This window comes from Pseudomonas sp. RA_105y_Pfl2_P56, from assembly GCF_963970845.1.
Lineage (GTDB): Bacteria > Pseudomonadota > Gammaproteobacteria > Pseudomonadales > Pseudomonadaceae > Aquipseudomonas > Aquipseudomonas baetica_A.
The window spans coordinates 102,661-126,637 of sequence record NZ_CAXAPL010000008.1 but is presented as its reverse complement, the minus strand read 5'-3'; the positions used below and the strand labels follow the sequence as shown (position 1 = coordinate 126,637).

19 protein-coding genes and 1 pseudogene are annotated in these 23,977 nt (G+C 60.0%); 2 read left to right on the top strand and 18 right to left on the bottom strand.

What is annotated here, in order from left to right:
- Positions 1 to 4: 4 nt before the first annotated feature.
- Entirely contained in the window at positions 5 to 778 is a 774-nt protein-coding gene (locus tag AACY11_RS08155) for an enoyl-CoA hydratase (RefSeq protein WP_339494371.1), read from the top strand.
- 130 nt (positions 779 to 908) lie between these two features.
- Here AACY11_RS08155 and AACY11_RS08150 read toward each other — a convergent pair whose 3' ends face one another.
- The 13 genes and pseudogenes from AACY11_RS08150 to arnB form a co-directional block, all read right to left on the bottom strand.
- On the bottom strand, positions 909 to 2,060 hold the full coding sequence (locus tag AACY11_RS08150) for an acyl-CoA dehydrogenase family protein (protein WP_339465086.1): 1,152 nt from the start codon (positions 2,058 to 2,060) through the stop codon (positions 909 to 911).
- Positions 2,061 to 2,063: 3 nt separating this feature from the next.
- A complete protein-coding gene (locus tag AACY11_RS08145) occupies positions 2,064 to 3,170 on the bottom strand; it encodes an enoyl-CoA hydratase/isomerase family protein (RefSeq protein WP_339465084.1) in 1,107 nt (368 codons plus the stop codon).
- 188 nt (positions 3,171 to 3,358) lie between these two features.
- A complete protein-coding gene (locus tag AACY11_RS08140; protein WP_339465083.1) occupies positions 3,359 to 4,045 on the bottom strand; it encodes an HPP family protein in 687 nt (228 codons plus the stop codon).
- Between the two features lie 155 nt (positions 4,046 to 4,200).
- Positions 4,201 to 4,783, bottom strand: a pseudogene (locus AACY11_RS08135) (MFS transporter); the annotation flags it as partial.
- A 105-nt stretch (positions 4,784 to 4,888) separates the two neighbouring features.
- Positions 4,889 to 6,487: an ArnT family glycosyltransferase gene (locus tag AACY11_RS08130; protein WP_339494369.1), complete on the bottom strand. Its 1,599-nt coding sequence runs from the start codon at positions 6,485 to 6,487 to the stop codon at positions 4,889 to 4,891.
- Positions 6,484 to 7,863 carry a UDP-glucose dehydrogenase family protein gene (locus AACY11_RS08125; protein ID WP_339494367.1) on the bottom strand — a complete coding sequence of 460 codons (1,380 nt, stop codon included), beginning with the start codon at positions 7,861 to 7,863 and terminating at the stop codon, positions 6,484 to 6,486. Before AACY11_RS08125 ends, AACY11_RS08130 begins: the two co-directional genes overlap by 4 nt.
- The gene (gene arnF / locus AACY11_RS08120) at positions 7,860 to 8,264 is read right to left on the bottom strand and encodes a 4-amino-4-deoxy-L-arabinose-phosphoundecaprenol flippase subunit ArnF (RefSeq protein ID WP_339494366.1); all 405 of its coding nucleotides are present in this window, start codon (positions 8,262 to 8,264) and stop codon (positions 7,860 to 7,862) included. Before arnF ends, AACY11_RS08125 begins: the two co-directional genes overlap by 4 nt.
- The gene (arnE, locus tag AACY11_RS08115; protein WP_221731700.1) at positions 8,261 to 8,605 is read right to left on the bottom strand and encodes a 4-amino-4-deoxy-L-arabinose-phosphoundecaprenol flippase subunit ArnE; all 345 of its coding nucleotides are present in this window, start codon (positions 8,603 to 8,605) and stop codon (positions 8,261 to 8,263) included. The genes arnF and arnE overlap by 4 nt, the downstream gene beginning before the upstream one ends.
- A complete protein-coding gene (arnT, locus tag AACY11_RS08110; protein ID WP_339494365.1) occupies positions 8,602 to 10,254 on the bottom strand; it encodes a lipid IV(A) 4-amino-4-deoxy-L-arabinosyltransferase in 1,653 nt (550 codons plus the stop codon). The genes arnE and arnT (AACY11_RS08110) overlap by 4 nt, the downstream gene beginning before the upstream one ends.
- Positions 10,251 to 11,135, bottom strand: a complete 885-nt coding sequence (arnD, locus tag AACY11_RS08105) for a 4-deoxy-4-formamido-L-arabinose-phosphoundecaprenol deformylase (protein WP_339465077.1) — start codon at positions 11,133 to 11,135, stop codon at positions 10,251 to 10,253. Before arnD ends, arnT (AACY11_RS08110) begins: the two co-directional genes overlap by 4 nt.
- Positions 11,135 to 13,141, bottom strand: a complete 2,007-nt coding sequence (arnA, locus tag AACY11_RS08100; protein WP_339465076.1) for a bifunctional UDP-4-amino-4-deoxy-L-arabinose formyltransferase/UDP-glucuronic acid oxidase ArnA — start codon at positions 13,139 to 13,141, stop codon at positions 11,135 to 11,137. The genes arnD and arnA overlap by 1 nt, the downstream gene beginning before the upstream one ends.
- Positions 13,138 to 14,160 carry an undecaprenyl-phosphate 4-deoxy-4-formamido-L-arabinose transferase gene (gene arnC, locus AACY11_RS08095; protein ID WP_339494364.1) on the bottom strand — a complete coding sequence of 341 codons (1,023 nt, stop codon included), beginning with the start codon at positions 14,158 to 14,160 and terminating at the stop codon, positions 13,138 to 13,140. The genes arnA and arnC overlap by 4 nt, the downstream gene beginning before the upstream one ends.
- Positions 14,157 to 15,305, bottom strand: coding sequence for a UDP-4-amino-4-deoxy-L-arabinose aminotransferase (gene arnB / locus AACY11_RS08090; protein ID WP_339494363.1), 1,149 nt, complete (start codon positions 15,303 to 15,305; stop codon positions 14,157 to 14,159). Before arnB ends, arnC begins: the two co-directional genes overlap by 4 nt.
- A gap of 429 nt (positions 15,306 to 15,734) precedes the next feature.
- Here arnB and AACY11_RS08085 point away from each other — a divergent pair, with 429 nt between their 5' ends.
- A complete protein-coding gene (locus AACY11_RS08085) occupies positions 15,735 to 16,625 on the top strand; it encodes a site-specific integrase (RefSeq protein ID WP_339465112.1) in 891 nt (296 codons plus the stop codon).
- On the opposite strand, the gene AACY11_RS08080 is transcribed toward AACY11_RS08085, so the two are convergent.
- From AACY11_RS08080 to arnT (AACY11_RS08060), 5 genes are all read right to left on the bottom strand, one after another.
- Positions 16,626 to 17,684 carry an ABC transporter ATP-binding protein gene (locus tag AACY11_RS08080; protein WP_339465073.1) on the bottom strand — a complete coding sequence of 353 codons (1,059 nt, stop codon included), beginning with the start codon at positions 17,682 to 17,684 and terminating at the stop codon, positions 16,626 to 16,628. It abuts the gene before it with no gap.
- Positions 17,681 to 19,276, bottom strand: coding sequence for an ABC transporter permease (locus AACY11_RS08075; protein ID WP_445261976.1), 1,596 nt, complete (start codon positions 19,274 to 19,276; stop codon positions 17,681 to 17,683). Before AACY11_RS08075 ends, AACY11_RS08080 begins: the two co-directional genes overlap by 4 nt.
- A 3-nt stretch (positions 19,277 to 19,279) precedes the next feature.
- Entirely contained in the window at positions 19,280 to 20,293 is a 1,014-nt protein-coding gene (locus tag AACY11_RS08070) for an iron ABC transporter substrate-binding protein (RefSeq protein ID WP_339494361.1), read from the bottom strand.
- Between the two features lie 211 nt (positions 20,294 to 20,504).
- Complete coding sequence (locus AACY11_RS08065) at positions 20,505 to 22,022, bottom strand: ArnT family glycosyltransferase (RefSeq protein ID WP_339465069.1); 1,518 nt, start codon at positions 22,020 to 22,022, stop codon at positions 20,505 to 20,507.
- On the bottom strand, positions 22,019 to 23,740 hold the full coding sequence (gene arnT, locus AACY11_RS08060) for a lipid IV(A) 4-amino-4-deoxy-L-arabinosyltransferase (protein WP_339494359.1): 1,722 nt from the start codon (positions 23,738 to 23,740) through the stop codon (positions 22,019 to 22,021). The genes AACY11_RS08065 and arnT (AACY11_RS08060) overlap by 4 nt, the downstream gene beginning before the upstream one ends.
- Positions 23,741 to 23,977: the final 237 nt, after the last annotated feature.

Sequence of the window (23,977 nt, the reverse complement as noted above, 5' to 3'; positions counted from 1 at the left end):
ATTCATGACTTACGAAACGATTCTGCTGGAAATCCACGGCCGCGTTGGCCTGATCACCCTGAACCGCCCGCAGGCGCTGAACGCGCTGAACGCGCAACTGGTCAGCGAAGTGAACCATGCGCTCGATGGGCTGGAAGCTGACGCGAACATTGGTTGCATCGTCCTCACCGGTTCGAAGAAAGCCTTCGCGGCCGGTGCCGACATCAAGGAAATGGCCGAGCTGACCTATCCGCAGATCTACATGGACGATCTGTTCAGCGACAGCGACCGTGTCGCCAATCGACGCAAGCCGATCATCGCAGCGGTCAACGGCTTCGCCCTTGGCGGGGGCTGTGAACTGGCGTTGATGTGCGACTTTATTCTGGCCGGCGACAACGCCAAGTTCGGCCAGCCGGAAATCAACCTCGGCGTCCTGCCGGGCATGGGCGGCACCCAGCGCCTGACCCGTGCCGTGGGCAAAGCCAAGGCCATGGAAATGTGCCTGAGCGGGCGCATGATCGATGCCGTGGAAGCCGAGCGCTGCGGCATCGTCGCGCGGATCGTGCCCAGTGATGAACTGCTGGATGAAGCGCTGAAGGTGGCCGCCGTCATTGCCAGCAAGTCGCTGCCGATTGCAATGATGACCAAAGAAAGCGTCAACCGAGCGTTCGAGGTCAACCTGACGGAAGGCGTACGTTTTGAGCGCCGGGTGTTCCATGCCGCGTTTGCCACACAGGATCAGAAGGAAGGGATGGCGGCGTTCGTGGCCAAGCGGGCGCCGGAGTTCCAGGGCAAGTAATTACTGACGCTATCGCGGGCAAACCCGCCCTCACAGGGCTGCACAGAACCTTGTGGGAGCGGGCTTGCCCGCGAAGCTTTTGGGGGTTTGACCATTGGGCCGCCTCTCCACCGGGAGGAGGCCCGCACGGTTATAGCGGGTAGTTCTTCAATTCCCGGGCAATCACCATTCGCTGAATCTCGCTCGACCCTTCATAAATCTGGGTAATCCGCGCATCGCGGTAATACTTCTCGACCGGATAATCCTCCAGATACCCATACCCGCCATGAATCTGAATCGCTGACGAACAGACCTTCTCGGCCATTTCCGAAGCAAACAACTTGGCCTGTGAAGCCTCTGACAGGCACGGCTTGCCCGCCGTGCGCAGCCGCGCCGCATGCAGGATCATCAGCCGCGCTGCGTTCAATTGCATGTGCATGTCGGCCAGCAGATTGGCGATGCTCTGATGCTCGTTGATCGGTTTGCCGAACTGCACCCGATCACGCGAGTAAGCCAGCGCCGCTTCAAACGCCGCACGGGCGATGCCGAGCGCCTGCGCAGCGATGCCGATGCGTCCGCCTTCAAGGTTGGACAGGGCAATCGCCAGACCCTTGCCGCGCTCACCGAGCAGGTTGGCCTCGGGAATGCTGCAGTTGTTCAGCGTCACCGCGCAGGTGTCGGAGGCGCGGATGCCCATTTTGTGTTCGGTGCGATCGACGATGAAACCGGGCGTATCGGTCGGTACCAGAAACGCGGAAATCCCTTTCTTGCCAAGATCCGGATCGGTCACCGCAAACACGATAGCCAGTTTCGCCCGTTTGCCGTTGCTGACGAATTGCTTGGCGCCGTTGATCACCCACTGGCCATCATGCAGTTCGGCGCGAGTGCGCAGGTTGTGCGCTTCGGAGCCGGCCTGGGGTTCGGTCAGGCAGAAGCAGCCGATGACCTGACCGCTGGCCAGATCCGCCAACCAGGTCTGCTTCTGGGCGTCACTGCCGTAATTGAGCACCGGGCCGCAACCGACGGAGTTGTGAATGCTCATGAATGCACCCGTCGCGCCGTCGCCAGCGGAGATTTCTTCGACCGCCAACGCATACGCCACATAGTCGACGTAAGTGCCGCCCCATTCTTCTGGCACGACCATGCCGAGCAAACCCAGTTCGCCCATTTGCGCCACCAAAGCGTCGTCGATCCAGCCAGCCTTTTCCCAGGCTTGCGCGTGGGGTGCGATTTCGCCGCGGGCAAAGTCCCGGGCCATGTCGCGGATCATGACTTGTTCTTCAGTCAGTTCGAGATCGTGCATGGCTCAGCTCCCGCTCTCATCAAAACCGTGGAAGAAACTCGCGACATGCGCAGCGTCCAGCGCGGCGAGGGTCGGTGGGTTCCAGCGAGGTGTCTTGTCTTTGTCGATCAGCAGGGCGCGCACGCCTTCGATCAAATCACCGCGTGCGAACCACTGGCGATCCAGATGCAGTTCCAGCGCGAAGCAATGTTCCAGGCTCAGATGCCGGCCACGACGAAGCATTTCCAGGGTCACGGCCATGGCTAATGGCGAACGGGTTTCCAGCAGATCAGCCGTAGTGGTCGCCCATTCGTGGCTGTTGGCCACGGTCACAGCGCGCAATTGCTCGACCATGCTCGGCACGTCCGGCAGGGCGAAGAAATGGTCGATGACCGGACGCAGTTTTTGCAATGGCGCATCGGACAGGGTTTGTACGCCCATTTTGGCGAGCTGGTTCTGCAGATCCTTGAGCGGCGTGTCACTCCATTGCAGATGATCGAGTTGCTGATCGAGGGTCGCCAGTTTGTCACTGTCGACGTACCAGTCGGCCAGCCCGCAATACAGTGCGTCGGCGGCGCGAATCTGCACACCGCTGACGCCCAGATAAATCCCCAGTTCACCGGGAATGCGCGACAGGAAATAGCTACCGCCGACGTCCGGGAAATAACCGATGGCCACTTCCGGCATCGCCAGACGGCTCTTCTCCGTGACGACCCGCAGATCGGCGCCTTGCACCAGCCCCATGCCGCCGCCAAGGACAAAACCATCCATCAGCGCGAGCACCGGTTTGCGGTAATGGTGGATCGTCAGGTCGAGAGCGTATTCCTCGACGAAGAAATCTTCGTGCAGCGTGTCGCCGCTTTTGAAGCTGTCGTACAGCGAGCGAATGTCGCCACCGGCGCAGAAAGCTTTTTCACCGGCACCGCGCAGTACCACGGCATGGACATTGGCGTCCGCGGCCCAGGCATCGAGCTGCTGTTGCAGCAGGCGAACCATGTCGAGGGTGATGGCATTGAGGCCGGCGGGGCGGTTGAGGGTCAGGTGACCGATGTGGTTGCGAACCTCGGCCAGCACTTCGTTTTGCGTGGCATCCATGGACAAAGTCCTCGGGGATGAAGCCTGAGCAGTCATCACTAACTCCCTGCTTTTATTGTCTTTATTCGAGAAGCTCGCGCGCGAGCGTTACCGGATCGTAACAGTGCAAATTTGCCGTGTACAACGGGGATATGTGCAGGGGGAGTTTGCGTTTTTGCCTTGGGTACAAGATTGCCGTTGTGGCGAGGGAAGTGGCCCCCTCGCGCCATTGATGCAGGTGGCTGTCAGCTGAAAACTTCACCAATACTGCGACGTTTGGCATGCAGTTCACTGGCGTGGATCAGCCGTTCAAGATCCTCAGGAGTGACGTCGATGAACGCGTCCATGTCGGCCAGCGCCCGTTTCAGGTCTTGGGCGGTGATCGCCTGGCTGTCGACCGGGGCGACCGCTGGCGCCAGTTCAGCGGGGCGTTTTGGATAACGAATACGCGTGAGGTTGTTGTAGGCCAGCGCACTGAGCAGCATGCACGCCGCGCCGAGCATCGCGGGCGCCATGGCTTTCCAGTCCATGGCAATGGTGGCGGGATCGGCCAGCACCAAGGTGAGTGCCAACGCACCGGCCGGTGGGTGCAGGCACCGCAGCCAGCACATCAGGATCAACGCCATGCCCGCCGCCAGGCATGCGCTACCCAAAGTTCGCCCGAGTACGTGGGCAACCAATATCGACACCCCACCTGCGCACAGATAACCGCCGATGATCGACCACGGCTGGGCGAGCGCCCCGGACGATACGGCAAACAGCAACACCGCCGACGCACCCAACGGCCCGATCAGGTGATAAGCCACCTCATGGCCAAACACCTGCGCACACAGCCACACACTGAACAACGTGCCCAACGCCATGCCGATAGCGGCGCGGCTCCATTCGGTGGGGCGGGTGTTGATGGCGGCGGGCAACCAGCGAGCGAGCATGTGAAACCGATCCTGTAAAAAGTCCGGGCAAAAAAAAGGACTTGTCCGGCAATCCGGAAAGCCCTCGAAGTTGTTCCAACATTGGGGGAGGAACGCGCACAGTGTGCCGATCAATCTCTATGCTGACAAATTCATATTAATGCAGTTTTAGTGCATTATTTTTGCACTGAAGCGACACGACGACCACTGATGTAACAGAGGTAACCGCCTAATGCGGCCAGAGCGCTCAAGGCATAAAACATGCTCGGCGCGGGTGTGTGCATTAGCAGAAAACCGCACATTACGGGGCTCGCACCGCCGACCAGTGCCGCCAGGTTCTGTGCACCGTAGTAACTGCCGCGCAGTTCTTCAGGGGCCAGGGTGTCGACGAAGAGGAAATCCGCCGGGTAAATGATCATCTCGCCGAGGGTGAAGATGAACATCGCCACGCACCAGCCGACGAGGCTGTCAGCCAGACTGAAGCCGATCAGGCCAACGATGAACAATGCAGTGCCCGCCGCAATCCAGAAGTGCAGGTACCAGCGTGCTGAGCAGGCAACCGAGGGTGAACAGGATCATCGTGCGGTCGTTCTTCAGGATGATCAGGGTCTTCACAAAGCTTTGTGGCTGACCGACCGTTGATATTGGCTTTGCCTCCAGTGAGACACCGAGCAGCAAAAAAATGCTGCCAATGGCGATCATGCCGGCAACGATGAAGGGGGCCTGTGGCTGGATACCGGCAATCACCACACCCATCATCTCTATGTCCTTATTTCAGCGCTCGGTTGGCGCGCGGCCATCCTCGCCGCGCACAGGCCACCGGTCAAGCTGAACCCTCCCGATGGCGGGGAGGGTGGTTAGCGGCTACAAGGGCTTGAGGTACAACAGGACGTAGTTGTTTTTATCAAACGCGCCGCTGAGTACCGGTTGTAACGAATCGAGTGACGACCCCTTCAATGTCAGAAAATCACTGCGATCCATGATCAGCCACGCCGGGCCTTTAAGCGCTTCCAGCGCCTGTGCGGTGTCGGTGAACTGCGGTTGCAGATCCTGTTCGATGTTGACCATGAACTTGATCGCCTTGGCGTCCTTGCCCATCCCGTGCAGCACCAACGGTGCAGGGTTTTGCTGAACCTGGGCAAACGCGGCACGACTGAAGGTCTGTGTGTCATACAGCCGCCGCTCAACCGGCTCAAACACTGACGCATACACCGTCCACAACGCCAGCACTGAACACAGTGCCAATATTTCAGCGCGCCAGCGGGGCCGCAACAACCGCCACAACGCCGCCAATTGGAGGGCGCCCAACACGATCATAACGAGGGTGATTTCGCCCAGTTGCTCGGGGAAACGCTTCTTTGCGACCAGCAAGGCCAATATCAACAATCCGGGCGTTACCAGCCAGAGGCCAAGTATCAAACCGCGCAGCCACGCGAACCCCCGACCTTGAGCAACCTGAAACGGATACGCCGCGATGATCGCCGCCATCGGCAACATCGGCAGCAGATACCGTGCCTTTTTCGCCTGCGGAATCGACAAGCCGACGATCACGATCAGCCCGGCCGCCGCGCAATACTGCACCAGCCGCAAGGCCGGCCCGCGCTGCTGTGGTTTGCTCAGCCAGGCAGCCGCCAACGCCAGTAAGGCCAAGGGATATGCCAGCGCATAGTTGCCCAGCGAACTGGTGAAGTAATACAGCGAACCGCTGACGCCTTCACTGCCGTCCATGCGCCCCATGAACTGCATGCGAATCACATCCTGCATAAACGCTGGCCCGCCGCTGAGTCTGGCAAACCACAGCAGCAGGCCCACACACGCCACCAGCAGCACTGAGGCCAACAGACCAAACACGAACAACCGCGACCACTGTCGGTTGAGCAGGTAATAACTGCATAACATGCCGGTCGGCACCACCAACCCGATCGGCCCGCGAATGCCGAAACCGAGCAACAGCAGCACAAAAATCAGCGGCCAACGTTGTCCGCCGCCGAAATGTTCATGGGCGTAACCGAGGTAGAACACCGCAAACGCCACGGCGGCTAGCATCAAGTCCTGAGATACAGCACGCACTTCGGTGACAAAAGTGCCGGTCAGCATCAGCAACAAAATGCTGATCAGCGCCCAGGGGTGCGAATAGGGCGCCAGTAGCCGGTACATCAACGTCACGATCACCGCGCCGGCGACAGCACTCGGTGCCCACGCCGTGAACGCATTGACCGCACCGAACGGCAACGACAAAAACCAGATAAAGAGCGTCGACAGCGCCGAGTAATCGGCATACGGCTGACCATACGTCGTGGGAAACACCGTCGGCCCGTGGCGCAGCATCTCCTGAGCGAACAGCACAAAACGCGAGTCAAAACCGATAGGGGCCTGCCCGTAGACCCCGGCGACGAACAACAAGAATGCCAACAGTCCCGCGATCAGGGACTGCTGGCGGATGGCAGGCGACAGCGTGTTCAAGCGACGTCTGAGGTGTGAGGCCACTGTTGCAGCGGGATCGGCAATGTGCGCGATTCACCACGGCCCATCGGGAAGTAGTGGAACCCGTTACGTGCCAGACGTTCCGCGTCGTACAGGTTGCGTCCGTCGAAGATCACCGGATTATTGAGGCGCTGTTTGATCAAGTCGAAATCCGGCGCCTTGAATTGCTGCCATTCGGTGCAGATGATCAGCGCATCAGCCCCCGGCAATACCGATTCCGGTGTACCCATGAGCATCAGTTTCAGTTCGTTGGGGTACAGGTTCTGGGTTTCCTGCATGGCTTCGGGGTCGAACGCACGCACGCTGGCACCTGCGGCCCACAACTCTTCAAGCAAAACCCGGCTCGGCGCATCGCGCATGTCATCGGTATTGGGCTTGAACGCCAAGCCCCAGAGCGCGAAGGTCTTGCCGCTCAGATCACCTTTGTAGAACGCGTTGATGCGCTCGAACAACTTGTGCTTCTGCCGCTGGTTGATCGCCTCGACCGCTTGCAACAAGTCGCTGGAGCAATGCGCCTCTTCGGCACTGTGGATCAGCGCACGCATATCCTTGGGGAAGCACGAACCGCCATAACCGCAGCCCGGGTAGATGAAGTGGTAGCCAATACGCGTATCGGCGCCGATGCCCTGACGCACCGACTCGATGTCGGCGCCCAGGTGCTCGGCGAGTTCGGCGATCTGGTTGATGAAGCTGATCTTCGTCGCCAGCATGCAGTTGGCGGCGTACTTGGTCAGCTCGGCGCTGCGCAGGTCCATGAACATGATGCGGTCATGGTTGCGGTTGAATGGCGAGTACAGATCGCGCATCACGTCGCGCACTTCGTCACCTTCACAGCCGATGACGATCCGGTCCGGACGGCGGCAGTCGGCAACGGCCGAGCCTTCCTTGAGAAACTCCGGATTGGAGACGATATCGAACTGCAGCAACCGGCCTGCCTTGACCAGCGCCTTTTCGAGGTGCGCACGCAGCCTGTCGCCAGTGCCCACCGGTACCGTGGATTTCTCCACCAGGATCAGGGGTTGCTCACGATGACGGGCAATCGCGTCACCGACTGACAGCACGTAGCGCAGGTCGGCCGAGCCGTCCTCACGGGACGGCGTGCCGACCGCGATGAACGCAACGCGACCGTGTTGCACGGCGAGTTGTTCATCGGTGGTGAATTGCAGGCGTTTCGAATCCAGACCTTCGCGCACCAGGCTGGCCAGCCCCGGTTCGAAGATGCTGACATGGCCTTGCTTGAGCAGATCGACCTTCTTCTGGTCGACGTCCATGCACACGACGTCATGCCCGACCTCGGCCAACACAGCCGCTTGTACCAGACCGACGTAACCGCTTCCAAACACTGTGATTTTCATGGAGCACTCCTGAATTCGGGCGCACGAGCCGGACGAGTGTTAATGGTGATGACCCCGAGCATGACCAGCGCCACGCCCAGTGATTTAGCGAAACTGAAGGATTCGTTGAACAGCGGCAGACTGGCCGCCAGCAGGTACACCAGCGCATAGCTGATGCTCAGCAGTGAATACGCGCGGCCCAATGGCAGATCGCGCAGCGCGGCGAGCCAGCACAGCATCGACAGGGCGTAGGCGAAAATGGCCGTGAACACGACCGCCAATGCGTGCAGGTCGATGCCGTCCAGCGCCAGCCATTGCTCAGGCGCTGGCAGGCGCGTCATGCTCCAGCGCATGCCCAGTTGCGCCGCGCTGACCAACAACACGCTGCCCATGGCGAAGGCGATCCCACGACGTTGGCTCATGATTGTTGCCCCAGCAGTACGACACCGCCGATCACCAGCGCTACCCCCAGCCAATGCCGGCGGTCAATGTGTTCGCGGAAAACGAAGCGGGCGATCAACGTGATCAGCACGAAGTTGAGGCTGAGCATCGGGTAGGCAATGCCGACTTCCAGACGCTGCAATACCAACAGCCAGACCAGCAAGCCACTGCCCAGCGCCAAAAGTGCAAGCCACAACCACGGCGAACGCAGTTTTTCAGCCCAGGAGGAATCGACGCCGCGCCAACTCTCCACCGCGTATTTTTGCGCCACCTGACCCAGGCAGGTCAGCAGGCACGCGACCAACAGCAGCAACAGGCTCATGACGCCTCCTTGGGAAGGATCATGATCACCAGATTGCCCTGCTCGTAACGAATGCCGTCCTTGGGCAGTTTGTCGATTTCGTCCAGTTCTTCCTGCCCCTTGACGCGCATCACCACGCCGACCGAACCGCTGCGGCGAGCCTCGTGCATCCACTGTTGCACTTGATCGGAATCGACCCGTTGTTGAATGCCGTCAGGATAGGCAAGACCATATTTCAGTTCGCCTATCGTGTTGTACAGCGCAACCTGCGGGCGTTTCAGGCGCCAGGCGAGGGCCGAGGCCGCGCCCAGATCGTTGCTCAACAAGTGCGTGGTTTGTGCCAGTTCAGTGACGTGATGACGGATGAACTGATCGGGCATCTTGTTGGCGACCACCGATTTGGGCAGCGCCGCGGGCAACACGCCAATCAGCAACAGGCTGCCGAATGCCGGCGCCGCCCAGCATTGCAGAGGCAGGAAGGCTTGCAGCAGGTTGGCGATGATCCAGCCGGTCAGGGCAATGAACACCAGCACCATGCTGTGCAATTCGTGGTCGTACAGCGGTTTTTTCAGTTGCAGGTAGACCACTGCGATCAGCGTCACCAGCCCCAACAAATGGTTCAGCAGACCATTGATGCTCAGCGCCCGGCCTTGCTCCAGACGTAAACGGTCGGCCAGCGCATGACCGAGCAGCAACGCCATTGGCAGCAGGCAGGGCAGGATGTAAGTCGGCAACTTGCCGTTGCTCAAGCTGAAAAACAGCAGCGGCATCAGCAGCCACAGCAGCAGGAACACGACTTGGGGCTGAGCGCGGGTTTGCCACGCCTGCTTGAATGCCGTCGGTAACAGACCGACCCACGGCAGACTGAACGCCACCAGCAGCGGCAGGTAAAACCACCACGGCGCATCGTGCTGGGCATCGTCACCGGCGAAGCGGCGGATGTGTTCGTGCCAGAAGAAGAACCGCCAGTAATCCGGCTCTTGCGCATGCACCGACAGCACCCACGGCAGGCTGACGATGATCGCGACGGCAATCGCCATCGGGCCGTACATCAGCAATTCACGCCAGCGTTTTTGCCAGAGCATCCACGGCAAGGCGATCAGCACCGGCAGCAGCCAGGCGAGAAAACCCTTGGTCATGAACCCCATGCCGCAGGCCAGTCCCAACAACGCCCAGGCGGCCAGGCGCTTGCCGCCGGTGTGACTGTCGACAGCAAACCACAGCGCCACCAGGCTCAGGTTGACCCAGAAAGTGAATTGCGGATCGAGGTTGGCGTATCCGGCCTGCCCGGCAACGATGGTGAAACTCATGTAGAGCAGGGCGCAGACAAAACTTTTGCGCGGGTCATTCCATAAACGTCGAGCGATCAAGAAGCACAACAACACGCTCAAACCGGTGCTCAATGCCGAGGCAAAGCGCACGCCGAACAGGTTTTGCCCGAACAACTCCTGACCCAGCGCGATCATCCAGTACCCGGCAATCGGCTTCTCGAAATAGCGCAGGCTCATGAAGTGCGGCGACACCCAGTTACCGCTCAGGAGCATGTCCTGGCTGATCTGTGCGTAGCGGGTTTCGTCTGGAATCCACAAACCGTGAGTGCCCAGCGGCAGCAAATAAGCGAGCAGGAAAAAAACCAGCAACAGCAGCGGCAATGTCCAGCGTTGAGTCATGCGCCTTGCACTCCCAACCAGCCTTCACGGCCATCGAGGACGCCGCGCTCTACGCGGCCTACGGGCAAGGTGTTGAGGAACTCGGGCAACAAGTTGCCCAAAGGGTTGAACTCGATGTTTCGCTGGCGTGCCTCGGCCAGCAATTGACGAAAATCCTGAGCCATCAGAATCCCTTCTACTTCGGCATGAATGGTATAGACGTTGAGGTTTTCCGGGCGCAAGCGATCGAGGATGTACGCATTGAAGTCCTGCGCAGCCACGCTCGGGCCGACGACTTCGTCGAAGGTCGGCAAGTCCACCGGTATCTGTGGCGTGCCCGGTGTGCCGTCAGCCAACAGCGCACGGAACATCCGCTGCCCACGGCAATCGCTGTTGTAGCGAAAACCGAAAGCTTGCTTGGCCTCGATCACGCGCTCGTCCGCACGCCAACCGGCGGCGGCCGAACATTCAATCTTCTGGCCAAGAATGTCGCTCAAGGTGTCGACACCCTGACGAATCTGCTCGATCAGTTGCTTGTCGCTCCAGCGCCCGGCATTGGCCTGCCAGCCATGGTGATCCCAGGCGTGCAGGCCGACTTCATGACCGGCGTCCCGGGCCTGACGCATCAGGTGCCCGAGATCGCGGCCAATCGGTTTGCCGGGCCAGGCCGTGCCGGCCAGCAGAATGTCCCAGCCGTACAGGCCAGCCGCGTTGGAACGCAGCATTTTCCAGAGGAACTGCGGGCGGATCAGGCGCCACAGATGCCGGCCCATGTTGTCCGGGCCGACACTGAAGAAAAACGTTGCCTTGACCTGCGCCTCGTCGAGCATCTCCAACAGTCGCGGCACACCTTCACGGGTGCCGCGGTAGGTGTCGACATCGATACGAAGACCTGCCTGCATCAGCGTGCCTCTTTATCGCAGCTCTCCGAGATTTCGAGCATGGCCTCGCGCAAGAAGAAGTCGAGCGTGTTGCCAATGGTCTCGCGCATCTCAACGGTCGGCTCCCAGTTCAACAGGCGCTTGGCGTTGGCAATGCTCGGTTTGCGGTGTTCGACGTCCTGATAACCGGCACCGTAGAACGCCTTGCTCTCGACGTCGCGGAAACCGGCGAACGGCGGGAAGTTGTCGCGCAGCGGGTGGGCTTCGAACTGACGCAGCAGCTCTTCGCCCAACTGACGGATGCTCGCTTCGTTGTCCGGGTTGCCGATGTTGATGATCTGGCCGTTGCAGGCGTCGTTGTCGTTATCGATGATCCGCGCCAGCGCTTCGACGCCGTCGGCGATGTCGGTGAAGCAGCGTTTCTGCTCGCCACCGTCGAACAAACGAATCGGCGTGCCTTCCACCAGGTTGAGGATCAGTTGGGTGATTGCACGGGAGCTGCCGATACGCGCCGAATCCAGACGATCGAGGCGCGGCCCCATCCAGTTGAATGGGCGGAACAGGGTGAAATTCAGCCCCTTGGCGCCATAAGCCCAGATCACCCGGTCCAGCAGTTGCTTGGACACCGAATAGATCCAGCGCTGCTTGTTGATCGGGCCAACAATCAGGTTTGAAGTGTCTTCGTCGAAGTTCTTGTCTTGGCACATGCCATAGACTTCCGACGTCGACGGGAAGATCACGCGCTTGTTGTACTTGACGCAGTAGCGCACCAGTTTCAGGTTTTCTTCGAAGTCGAGCTCGAACACGCGCAGCGGATTGCGGGTGTATTCGATCGGCGTGGCGATGGCCACCAGTGGCAGCACCACGTCGCACTTCTTGATGTGGTACTCGATCCATTCGGAGTGAATGCTGATGTCGCCTTCAACGTAGTGGAAGTGCGGATGACTGCGCAGACGGTCGATGGCATCAGAGCCGATGTCCAGACCGTAGACTTCATAGCGATCATCACGCAGCAGGCGCTCGGACAGGTGATTACCGATGAACCCGTTGACGCCCAGGATCAGCACGCGAGTACGGCGTGGCCCACGACCGGATTCAGCGCCGCGCAGCAACGAGCCGTCGACCAGACCCAGTTCGCTGGCCAGTTGCGGGCCACTGAGGAACAGACCGTTGTCGTTGCGCTGACCCGAGAGGATCACCAGCGAATCTTCACCGCAGGCAATGCGCAGCGGATCGACACTGATCACCCGGCCCGGGGCCTGGCCTTCGTTGCCTTTGACGACTTCGGCGCTCCAGACGATCAGCTTGTGTTCGCCCACGGCGCAGAAAGCGCCCGGATACGGCTGAGTCACGGCGCGAGTCAGATTGAACAGTTGCTCGGCCGGATTGGCCCAGACCAATTTGCCGTCCGCCGGCGTACGACGCCCAAACACCGTGGCTTTGGATTCGTCTTGCGGCGTTTCGCTGATCTTGCCTTGAAGCATCGCTGGCAAGGTGTCGCGCAACAGATCAGCGGCGGCAGTACGCAGTTTGCCGTGCAGGCTCAGTGCGGTGTCGCTGCGTTCGATGGCGACGCGTTGCTGAGCCACGATGGCGCCGGCATCGGCACGTTTGACCATGCGGTGCAGGGTCACCCCGGTTTCGGTTTCGCCGTTGACCAGCACCCAGTTCGCCGGAGCGCGGCCACGGTAGCGCGGCAGCAGCGAACCGTGCAGGTTGAACGCGCCTTTTTTGGCAAGGGCCAGCAGCGGCTCGCTCAGCAGGTTGCGGTAGTAGAACGAGAAAATGTACTCAGGGTCGAGTTTGGCAATGCGCTCGATCCACAGTGGGTGGTTAACGTCTTCCGGCGCGTGAACCGGGATACCTTTGTTGGCGCACAGTTGCGCCACAGAACTGTAGAAGGCGTTTTCTTTCGGGTCGTCGGCGTGAGTGAACACCGCTGCGATGTCAAAGCCGCTGTCGAGCAGGGCTTGAATGCCGGCGCAGCCAATATCGTGGTAAGCGAAGACAACAGTTTTTGCACTCATGAGTGAACCTGACCGGTAGTAGAGGAAGAAGAGAGACCATCAACAGTGACGGCAGGCGCCGGGCTATCGGCGTGGCTGCGCAACACTTTTTCAATGAAGAAACGCGGGCGGGCGCGCACATCGCTGTACATGCGGCCCAGGTATTCGCCGAGCAGGCCCATGCCGATGAACTGGCCGCCGGTGAACACGAACAGCACGGCGAACAGCACGAACGTGCCGTCACCGGCCCAACCGGCGCCGAAGGCCAGCCGCAGTACGATCAACGCCACCGCAAACAGCACGCCCAGCCCAGCCATCGCGAAGCCGACAATGCTCAGCAAACGCAGCGGTGTGGTGGTCATGCAGGTGGTCAAGTCGAACATCAGGTTGATCAGGCGCATCGGGCTGTACTTCGAATCGCCATGCTCACGCTCAGCGTGGGCGACGACGATTTCCGTGGTGTGGCGGGCGAAGCTGTTGGCCAGAATCGGAATGAACGTGCTGCGTTCGCGGCAGGCGAGCATCGCGTCAATGATCGTGCGGCGGTAGGCGCGCAGCATGCAGCCGTAGTCGCTCATGGCGACGCCGGTTGAGCGTTGCACGGCAAGGTTGATCAGCTTCGACGGATAGCGGCGCAGGGCCGAGTCCTGACGGTTGCCGCGCACGGTGCCGACCACGTCGTAACCCTTTTCGGCTTCGGCCACCAGTCGCGGGATTTCTTCTGGCGGGTTCTGCAGGTCGGCATCGAGGGTGATGACCACGTCGCCCTTGCACTGTTCGAAACCGGCCATGATCGCCGCGTGCTGGCCGTAGTTGCGGTTGAGGATGACCGCCACAAACGGGCTGTCTTCGCGGGTGGCGGCTTCTTCAAGAAGCATGGCGGAGTCGTCGCGACTGCCATCGTCCACGAGGACAATTTCAAAGTCGTGACGCAGCAGCCGGCAGGCCGCTTCGGTGCGGCGCAGCAGTTCCGGCAGGCTCTCCTGTTCGTTGTAGACCGGGATAACGATCGACACGCAACGGATTGGGTAAGGTTTCACAGGCGTTTGTCCATTAGGGTGGCGATGGCGCCGACCACGCGATCAAGGTCTTGATCGGTCATGTCGGGGAACAGCGGAATCGAGCACAGCCGCGCCGAGTTCCATTCGGTGTTGGGCAGGTACAGGTCGGGGTCACGCTGGCGATACCAGGTGTGCAGGTGGGTGGCGATGAAATGGATACCGGTGCCGATGCCCTGATCCTGCAAACCTTTCATGAAGGCTTCGCGGTCCATGCCGCAACGCTCGCTGTCGATGCGCAGGATGAACAGGTGCCAGGCGTGCTGTTGCGCGTAGTCGGGCACGGCCAGTGGCTGCACCGGCAGGCCTTCGAGTTTTTGTCGGTAGGCAGTGGCCAACTCGGTACGGCGGGCGTTGATCGCTTCGAGGCGCTGCAACTGCACCAATGCAATCGCTGCGTTGATGTCGGCCAGGTTGTATTTGAAACCCGGCTCCATCACTTGCGCCTGTGGCTTGCGCCCGCCGGTCAGGCGGTCGTAGGCATCGACGCCCAGACCATGGAATTTGAGCATGCGCACGCGACTGGCCAGGGCTTCATCGTCGGTGACGAACATCGCGCCTTCGGCGCAGGTCATGTTCTTGATCGCATGGAAGGAAAAGATGGCTGTGCCTTGCGCGCCAACGTGGCGGCCCTTGTAGCGGGTGCCGGCGGCATGGGCCGCGTCTTCGATCACTGCGATACCGTGCTTGTCGGCCAGGGCGTACAGCGGATCGAGATCGAACGCGGCACCGGCGTAATGCACCGGAATAATCGCTTTGGTGCGTGGGGTGATGGCCGCTTCGATGCGCACAACGTCGGTCATCAAGGTGTCGCGGTCGACGTCGACAAACACCGGTTTGGCGCCGATCAGCGAGATCATGTTGGCGGTCGACACCCAGGTTTGCGACGGCGTAATGACTTCATCGCCCGGGCCGATGCCCAACGCCAGCAACGTAATATGCATCCCGCCGGTAGCCGAAGACAGTGCCACGGCATGATGGCACCCCACGTATTGAGCGAACTGTTCTTCAAGTGCCTGGTTTTTCGGTCCGGTGGTGATCCAGCCCGAGCGCAATACTTGCTCGACGGCTGCAATTTCTTCATCGCCGATACTCGGGCGGGAGAAGGGGAGAAACGCCTGACTCATGGGCACCTCAATGAGAAAAAAAGAAAGCCTCACGATTTTCATCGGATCCAGTACCAGCGTAGACGCAGAATTCTTTTCTACATCAACAGGTTGTTAGAACAACCTGACGTCGGGCTTTGGTTGACTTTTCGAGCCTCGCCCGGCAGTTTGTTCACTGCCGCCGCTGGCTCTATCGGGCTTAAGGTTATGCCCGATTTTGTGAAAGGAATATGAAAAAGTAGTCGGCGATTCGTTTATCTAAAGTTCATTAAGGCACTGTTCAGACTTCTGCCTTTTATTGATTTTTTTACAGGAAAAGTCTTACGGAATTAATCGGCTTATATTAAAAACATTACATTTTAAAGTTGTTGTGTTGAACAGTTTTTACTCAAGGCATTTCGTTTGATTGACTTACCCCTTACACCGACAGAACCGCCAAAAACCAACCCGATGTCTCTGTATCTGGCGCGCTTGGCCCCCTCCAGCCAACTGACCATGCGCTATGTTCTGCAGGACGCCGCTGACCGTCTCGGCTTCGAAGACATGAATGTCGAGGACATTCCCTGGCACGCTTTACAACCGGAAGATGTTGTTGCGTTAGTCGCAGCATTGCGCGAAGACAACTATGCGCCGAATACGTCTTCGCTTTATGTAAATGCCGTGCGCGGCGTCATGAACGAAGCCTGGCGCATGAGCCTGATTAGTCAGGATCACCTGTTAAAGATGCGTTCGGTAAAAGGTATTGCCGGCACGCGACTGTCTCAGGGCCGAAATCTAAAGCGCACGCTGATCCATGAGTTGATGGAAGTCTGCGCCGCCGACCCTCGTCCGCAAGGGCTGCGCGACGCGGCGGTGATTGCGTTGCTGTACGGCACCGGCATGCGCAAGTCAGAGTCGGTGGACCTGGATCTGAACCAGGTCGACTTCAGCGAGCGCAGCCTGACCGTGGTGGGCAAGGGCAACAAGCAACTGATCAAGTACGCCCCCGCTTGGGCGTTTGCCAAGCTCAATGCATGGCTGGAATTGCGCCGTACGCAACTCAAGGAAGGCGAGAGCGACGATGCGTTTCTGTTCAACCGCATCCGCCGTGGCAGCCATATCACCCGCGAGCGCATCACCAAACACGCGATCTATTACATCGCCCGTCAGCGTGGCACGCAGGTCGGGGTAAAAATCATGCCCCACGACTTCCGGCGCTCATTCATCACCCGCGTCATCGAAGAACATGATCTGTCGATTGCACAGAAACTGGCGCACCACAGCAATATCCAGACGACCGCCAACTACGACGTGCGTGATGACAACGAGCGGCGGCGTGCGGTGGATCGCTTCGATCTGTGATCAGGCCATCGCCAACACATGGGCCGCGCCGAGTACCGACAGATGAACCTCGCTACCGGCCGGCGGCGCGTGCATGCCGGAGCTGCGCACCAACAGTGAACGGCCAGGGCCATGGCTGGTTTCTGCGCGTAGTTCGACCGTCAATGTGCAGGTGTTACCCGCGAACTCCCGCTCAGTGACCACCGCATGACAGCCTTTGGTGCTGGTCATGGCGTCGGACAACTGCAATTGCTCAGGGCGCAACATGATCTGTGCATGGCCGATGAAACCGTCGCTGTTGACCGGCACCGCGCCCAACTCGCAATGGGCCCAGCCGAATTCGATGCGCGCCGGCATCACGACGGCTTCACCGAGAAAATGCGCGGTCTGCTCATCGTCCGGGTATCGGTAGAGATCCATGGGATGCCCGGATTGCACCAGACGCCCTGCACGCATGACCGCCAATTGATCGGCAAACGACAGCGCCTCACCTTGGTCATGGGTGACCAGGATCGTGGTGACGCCAGCGTCTTCGAGCAGCCGCGCGACCATTTTGCGCATGGCGCTGCGCAGGCCGGTGTCGAGGGCAGAAAACGGCTCATCGAGAAGCATCAGTCGGGGCTGCTGGGCCAGTGCCCGGGCGAGTGAAACCCTTTGTTGCTGGCCGCCGGACAATTCGTGGGGCCATCGACCCGCCATGTTGGCCTCCAGCGATACGCTGTCCATCAGCTGTGCGATGCGTTCATTTCGAGCCTCACCCGTCAGCGTCAGCCCAAAGCCGATGTTGGCGGCGACGGTCATGTGCGGAAACAGTGCCCCGTCCTGCGGCACATAGCCGATCTGGCGTTGATACGCCGGCACCGCATGAGTGCTGTCTACCAGCACCTGACCGTTAAGCAACAGGCTGCCGGCATCAGGAAATTCGAATCCGGCGATCATTCGCAGCAACGTGGTTTTGCCGGAGCCGGAAGGGCCGACGATGACCGTGCGGCTGCCGGTGGGGACGGACAGACAGATGTTATCCAGCGCTTTCTGTGCGCCAAAGGATTTGCTCAGGGTAATCAGTTCGAGTGCGTTCATCGGCCAGCGGTGCGCCTGGATTGGTGATAGAGAATGGCCGTCAGCGGTAGCGATAGCAGCACCATCAACAGTGCATAAGGCGCCGCAGCGGCGTAGTCGATTTCGCTGGTCATGGCCCAGAAGCCCGTGGCCAATGTCCGCGTGCCGTTGGGAGCGAGCAGCAGGGTCGCCGTCAGTTCATTGGTGATCGCCAGAAACACCAACGCGGCACCTGCCGCTGCGCCCGGTGCGGCCAGGCGCAAGGTGATCAGCCACACGGCGCGTAACGGCGAGCGGCCGAGGCTTTGCGCGATGTTTTCCAACTCCACCGGCGCTTGGGCGAAACCGGCACGCAGGCTGACCAGCGCCCGTGGCAGGAACATCAGCAGATAGGCCAGCAGCACAGTGATGGTGGTCTGGTAGATCGGCCGGGCGAAATGGATAGTGATCGTCACCAACGCCAGCGCCACAACGATTCCTGGCAATGAACTGGTGATGTAATTGCAGCCTTCAAGCAGGCGCTGCAACCTGCCCGGTGCGCGGATCGACAGCCAGGCAATCGGAATTGCCGCCAGGCTGGTCAACAGTGCACCGGCCACGCCCAATGACAGGGTTTGCAGTAAAGCGGGCAACAACTCACCGCCTTGCCAGACCTCAACGCCGCCAGTGACGAGCCAACGCCCCAACGTCAGTAAAGGCACCCCGAGGGCGAGCAGAGCGATCACGGTTTGCAGGGTCAGCCCGAGTGCAACGGTGCCGCGGCCCAAAAGCACCGTGCGTTGTTCACGCGCACTGCCTGAACCCACGCGGGCATAACGCGCCTGACCACGGGCGGCAGATTCGACCGTCAGCATCGCCAGACAACACAACGCCAGAACCCCGGCCAGCATGTTTGCCGCCGGGCCGTTAAAGGTCGATTTGAACTGATCGAAAATAGCCGTGGTGAAGGTGTCGAAACGGATCATCGCGTAGAGGCCGTATTCGGCGAGCAAATGCAGGCCGACCAGCAAGGCACCGCCGCCAATCGCCAGGCGCAACTGCGGCAATACCACCCTGAAAAACACCGCCCACGGTTTGAGACCCAGGGATTCGGCGACGTCTTCAATGGCCGGATCCAGTCGACGCAACGTTGCCGCAATCGGCAGATAAAGAAACGGGAAATAGGCGATCACCGAGACCAGCACACCGGCCGGCAGTCCGTGAATCGATGGAATCAGACTGACCCACGCATAACTGTGAACGAACGCCGGCACCGCCAGCGGCGCGACGGCCAATAAGGACCAAAAGCGCCGACCGGGCAGGTCAGTGCGCTCAGTCAGCCACGCGAGCGCGGTGCCGATCACGATGCACAGCGGCAGAGTGATCAACACCAGCAGCACCGTGTTGATCAACAACTCGGCTACCCGAGGGCGAAACACCAACGCTTCGATGGTCGCCCAACCCGTGGCCCACGACACACCGACCACAAACGCAATCGGTAGCAGCGACAACAATGAAACCCCGATCGCCAGGGCGACCACCCACGAGCCCCGACGCCCCGTCACGGCGCGGGCTCTGCGCGGGCGGTGGGCACCCGTGGTCGCGGCAACTTGTGCAGGTAAGGTTTGCGGCAGCACTTACAGCAGTCCTGCCTGGGTCATCAGCTCGACGGCTTTTTGGCTGTCGAGTTTCGACGCATCGACTTTGGGCGCATCCAGATCTTTCAGCGGCGTCAGCTTGGCATTGGACGGTGCGCCTTTGCCTACGGCGTATTCAAACGAATTGCCGCTATGCAGAATTTCCTGACCTTGTTTGCCCGTGATGTAGTTGAGGAACTGCTGGGCCTCCTCCTGGTGTTTGCTGGAGGCCAGCACGCCTGCGCCGGAAATGCTCACGAATGCACCCGGATCCTGATGTTTGAAGTAATGCAGTCGGGTGTTCTTGCTGTTTTCGCCGGTTTTGGACTGATCGACGAAGCTGTAATAGTGATAGATCACGCCGCTGTCGATCTGCCCGGCGTTCACCGCTTTGAGCACGGCGCTGTTCCCACGATACACGGAGACATTGGCTTTCATGCCTTTGAGCCAATCGAGCGTGGCGGCTTCGCCTTTCTGCTCAAGCACGGCGGCGACGATCGCCTGGAAGTCGGCACCGGCAGGGGAGGCGGCCCAGCGATCTTTCCAGCCGGGTTCTGCCAGATCGAGCAGGGATTTGGGCAAATCTTTTTCCGCGAGTTTGGCCGGGTTGTAGACGAACACCGTCGAACGCGCAGCGATACCGACCCAACGCCCGTGAGCCGGGCGGTACGCCGAATCCACTTGTTCCAGCGTTTTCGGCGCTACGGGGGCGAACAGCTTGGCGTTGTCGACCAGCACCATCGCCGGTGAGTTCTCGGTGAGGAACACGTCTGCCGGTGAGGCTGAGCCTTCCTGTACGAGCTGATTGCCCATCTCGGTGTCATCGCCATTACGAATCGTCACGGGAATACCGGTCTCTTGAGTGAATCCGGCGACCCAGGCCTTGGTCAGGCTTTCGTGCTGTGCGTTGTAGACCAGCAGGCCAACGCTATCAGCGGCGAACGTCTGGCCCGCACCGAGCAGGGCGGTGGCGAGCAACGCGCGTTTCAGAAAGGACGGAAACTGTGGATTCATGACGAGAACGCTCCTGATTTTCAGACGTTATGGGCAAGCACTCGCGCGCAGACTTCAATGCGAATGATTTGCATATGTTGGGCCGTCGGCAATGTAGAGAAACAAATGAGAAAAAAACGTCAAACGCACCGTTAATACATGTCATTTCTATTCAGATTGCCAGCGGCGTCGCAGACGCACGATTGCCGTGCGTCATTCAACGTCAGGTTATTCAGGAGGGATTGGGGATGTACGCGATGCTTTGGTCTGTGCGCCCGTGGAAAAACTGCTCGCCACGCGTGGGGGTGGTGGTGACGATCTGGTGATCGGCGCTCAGGTATTGGAGCGGCAGTGGGTCGCCTTTGCGGTACTGGGCAACGATGATTGTGCGTTGCGGCTTCCAGTGCTCGCCGCTGGTGCGTTCCAGCCACGCCATCATCTGCGCCGAACTGCCGGTGCGCGGAAAATCACGGCTTTGCGGCACATAGTAGAAGGGCGCGCCACCGGTTTGCAGGTACATCGGCACTTTGTTGTCGACCTCGACCATCACCATGCGCCACTGATTGAGTGGCGCCTGCAGGCTGGCCTGCTCGCGCACGGTTTCGCCAAAGCGAATCGCACCGCCACCGCTATTGGTCCATGGATAGATGACGCCGAGCACGGCGACCAGCACGACGGTGGCCGCAGCGAATCCTCTCATCCATCCGCGCCCCTGGGTATTGCGCGCCGCCATGCGCCGGGTGATCCACCACGCACCGAGCAGTTGCGCGAAAGGTACCAGCGGCAGTACGTAGTAACTGCGCCGACTGCCACTGGCGGTGAAAAACAGCATCAGCAGGGCCAGGCCCTGGATCAGCCAGCGGGCGTCGGGTTCGATGTGGCGCCAGCGCCGCGCCGCGACCCACAGCGCAATGATCCAGCATGGCGCCCATGGCAAGGTATAAACCGGCAGATAGAGCAGATAAGTGTAAATCGGGCCCATGTTGTCGAACGGCTCGAAGAACCGCACGACGTTTTCACGCAGTACCAGGCCCAGACCGCTTTGGCTGTAATTCGGCGCGCCATAGAGGTGGGACAGCAGGAACGGCAGCATGTAAAACGCCCCGGCGATCACCAGCGCTACCGCCAGACGTCCATTCAAATGACGTTTCCAGCGGCCTTCGCTGAGCAGGTGCGGCAACAGCAGCAGGCCCGGAAGGATGAATCCGATCAGCCCCTTGAACAGCGACGTCAGCGACAGCAGCCCGAAGAAGACGACGTAACGCCAGAGCCTTGTGTCCTCCGGCCCGCGCCAATACCACCAGAACGCAGCCAGTACGCCGCACACCGTCAGGATGTCGGCGGTGGCGACCCGCGCCCAGAAAACAAAATAGAAGGTCGTGGCGAGCATCCACCCGGCGATCAATCCCGTGCCTTTGCGAAATAGCTGCTCGCCGATCAGATACACCAGCCAAACACTCAGCCATGCCGCGATGACCGAAGACAGCCGTAACGACCAGTGGCCCAAACCGCCCATCAGCCAGGCTGAAGCGGTGATCAGCCAATACGACAGCAGCGGCTTGTCGTAGTACGGATCGCCTTTGAGATACGGGTCGAAATAGTCACCGCTTTGCAGCATCTGCAAGGCGATGTTGGCCCAGCGGGTCTCCGCGCCCCAGAGTTCACGGCTGCCCAGCCCCAGCAGCAACATCAGCGCGGTGGCGGCGAGAAGGATCAGCAAGGCACGCCGATCATTGGCACTCGATGTCATGGCTGGCTCTGCGCAAAGATGAAAATTTGCAGGTTGCCCCGCTGAAAGTGCTTGCCGTCCACCGGCAACAACTCAATTTCCTGGAACTCCTGGGCGCTGTTGACCCGCATCACCACCCCCACCGAGCCTTTCTTGCGCGCTTCGGTCATCCACTGGCCGACGCCGTCGAGACTGACCTTGCGTGAGGCCATGGCCGGGTCGTCGAGGCCGTACTTGAGTTCGCCGACCGTGTTGAACAGATCCACCTGCGGTCGTTTCAAGCGCCACGCCAGGGCTGACGCCGCACCGAGGTCGTTACTCAGCAGCGAGGTGGTTTCGCTCAGCGCCTGCTGATGCTCGGCAATAAACTGATCCGGCATCTTGCTGTCGACGATCTGCGCGGGCATCGCCGCAGGCAGCAGCGCGATCAACAAGCCTATCCCCAACGCCGGCATTGCCCACAACGTCAGTGGCCGCAGCACCTGCAGCGCGTTGGCGATGATCCAGCCGATCAGCACGATGTAGGCCAACGACAGGCTGAACATCTCGGTATTCTGGTAAATCTCTTTGGTGCCCTGCAGGTAGAGCAGCGCAATCAGCGCAACACTCGCCAGCACGGTATTGATCACGCCGTTCAGGCGCAGTACCCGCGCCTTTCGCTCGTCCAGCCAGTTGACCACCGTGCGCCCCATCACCAGAGCCAAAGGCAACAGGCACGGCATGATGTACGTCGGCAGTTTGCCGCTGCTCAGGCTGAAAAATGCCAGGGGCAGTAGAAACCACAGGGCAACGAAGGCGATTTTCGGGTCGTGCCTCTCGCGCCAGGTGCGGATGATGGTCGAGGGCAGGAGCACGGCCCACGGCAGGCTGCAAGCGAAAAGCAGCGGCAGGTAGAACCACCACGGACGTGCATGCTGCGCGGCGGCGCCAGCGGCAAAACGGCGGATGTGCTCATGCCAGAAGAAAAACCGCCAGAAGTCCGGTTCACGGTAATAAACGGCTAATGCCCAAGGTACGCTGACGATGGCTGCGACCAGCACCGCCACCGGGCCGTAACGCAACAGTTCGCCAAACCGGCGTTGCCAGACCATGTAGGGCAGGGCGACCAGCACCGGCAATAGCAACGCGAGAAAGCCCTTGGTCATCAGGCCCATGCCACACGCGATCCCCAACAGGGCCCAACTGCCGAGGCGGGCGCGGGGAGTGGAACTGTCGATGGCAAACCACACCGCGACCAGACTCAGGTTGACCCATAGCGTGAATTGCGGATCGAGATTGGCATAACCGGCTTGCCCGGCGATCAGGCCGAAGCTCATGTACAGCAGAGCGACGGCTGCGCTGATTCGCGGGTTATTCCACAAACGGCGCGCTATGAGATAGGCCAACCAGACGCTTGCGCCGGTACTCAGTGCCGAGGCGATCCGCACGCCGAACAGGTTGTCGCCGAAAATCGCCTGACCGATGGCGATCATCCAGTAACCGGCAATCGGTTTTTCAAAATAACGAATGCCCATGAAATGTGGTGCAACCCAGTTGCCGCTCAGCAGCATTTCCTGGCTGATCTGGCCGTAACGGGTTTCATCGGGGATCCACAAGCCGTGACTCATCAGCGGCAGCAGGTAAAACACCACGAAGGCGAGTATCAGGCCCGGGATCGCCAGGCGTTCGGCGAGGGAGGGTGCATTGTGTAGCGGTGAGTTGCGGGCAGTGTGGCGCAGTGGATTATTCTCAGACGTCATGACTGGACCTTGGGGCAGAGCAGGGTGTTTGTTTCAATAACGCACTTGGCACAATCCGAGGCGAGCGTGTTATTGGTGGATGAATGCAAGTAAGTTAAGTCCGACAGACATTTCCTGTATTCAGCGAACTTTTCTGCTTCCAGTACAAAGTTCGCCTTGCTAAGACAAGCTAAAAAAACGCGAATGTCCAGCGTTCAAATATGTACAAAATCAATTATTACAAAGTCAGGGGCAAGT

Excerpts from the sequence above, each read along its gene's own strand:
- arnA (WP_339465076.1), bottom strand. The coding sequence starts at position 13,141 with ATGAGTGCAAAAACTGTTGTCTTCGCTTACCACGATATTGGCTGCGCC.
- arnB (WP_339494363.1), bottom strand. The coding sequence starts at position 15,305 with ATGAGTCAGGCGTTTCTCCCCTTCTCCCGCCCGAGTATCGGCGATGAA.
- arnT (WP_339494359.1), bottom strand. The coding sequence starts at position 23,740 with ATGACGTCTGAGAATAATCCACTGCGCCACACTGCCCGCAACTCACCG.
- arnT (WP_339494365.1), bottom strand. The coding sequence starts at position 10,254 with ATGACTCAACGCTGGACATTGCCGCTGCTGTTGCTGGTTTTTTTCCTG.
- arnE (WP_221731700.1), bottom strand. The coding sequence starts at position 8,605 with ATGAGCCTGTTGCTGCTGTTGGTCGCGTGCCTGCTGACCTGCCTGGGT.
- AACY11_RS08150 (WP_339465086.1), bottom strand. The coding sequence starts at position 2,060 with ATGCACGATCTCGAACTGACTGAAGAACAAGTCATGATCCGCGACATG.
- arnF (WP_339494366.1), bottom strand. The coding sequence starts at position 8,264 with ATGAGCCAACGTCGTGGGATCGCCTTCGCCATGGGCAGCGTGTTGTTG.
- AACY11_RS08080 (WP_339465073.1), bottom strand. The coding sequence starts at position 17,684 with ATGAACGCACTCGAACTGATTACCCTGAGCAAATCCTTTGGCGCACAG.
- AACY11_RS08085 (WP_339465112.1), top strand. The coding sequence starts at position 15,735 with ATGTCTCTGTATCTGGCGCGCTTGGCCCCCTCCAGCCAACTGACCATG.
- AACY11_RS08070 (WP_339494361.1), bottom strand. The coding sequence starts at position 20,293 with ATGAATCCACAGTTTCCGTCCTTTCTGAAACGCGCGTTGCTCGCCACC.
- AACY11_RS08155 (WP_339494371.1), top strand. The coding sequence starts at position 5 with ATGACTTACGAAACGATTCTGCTGGAAATCCACGGCCGCGTTGGCCTG.
- AACY11_RS08140 (WP_339465083.1), bottom strand. The coding sequence starts at position 4,045 with ATGCTCGCTCGCTGGTTGCCCGCCGCCATCAACACCCGCCCCACCGAA.
- AACY11_RS08125 (WP_339494367.1), bottom strand. The coding sequence starts at position 7,863 with ATGAAAATCACAGTGTTTGGAAGCGGTTACGTCGGTCTGGTACAAGCG.
- AACY11_RS08145 (WP_339465084.1), bottom strand. The coding sequence starts at position 3,170 with ATGACTGCTCAGGCTTCATCCCCGAGGACTTTGTCCATGGATGCCACG.
- AACY11_RS08065 (WP_339465069.1), bottom strand. The coding sequence starts at position 22,022 with ATGACATCGAGTGCCAATGATCGGCGTGCCTTGCTGATCCTTCTCGCC.
- arnD (WP_339465077.1), bottom strand. The coding sequence starts at position 11,135 with ATGCAGGCAGGTCTTCGTATCGATGTCGACACCTACCGCGGCACCCGT.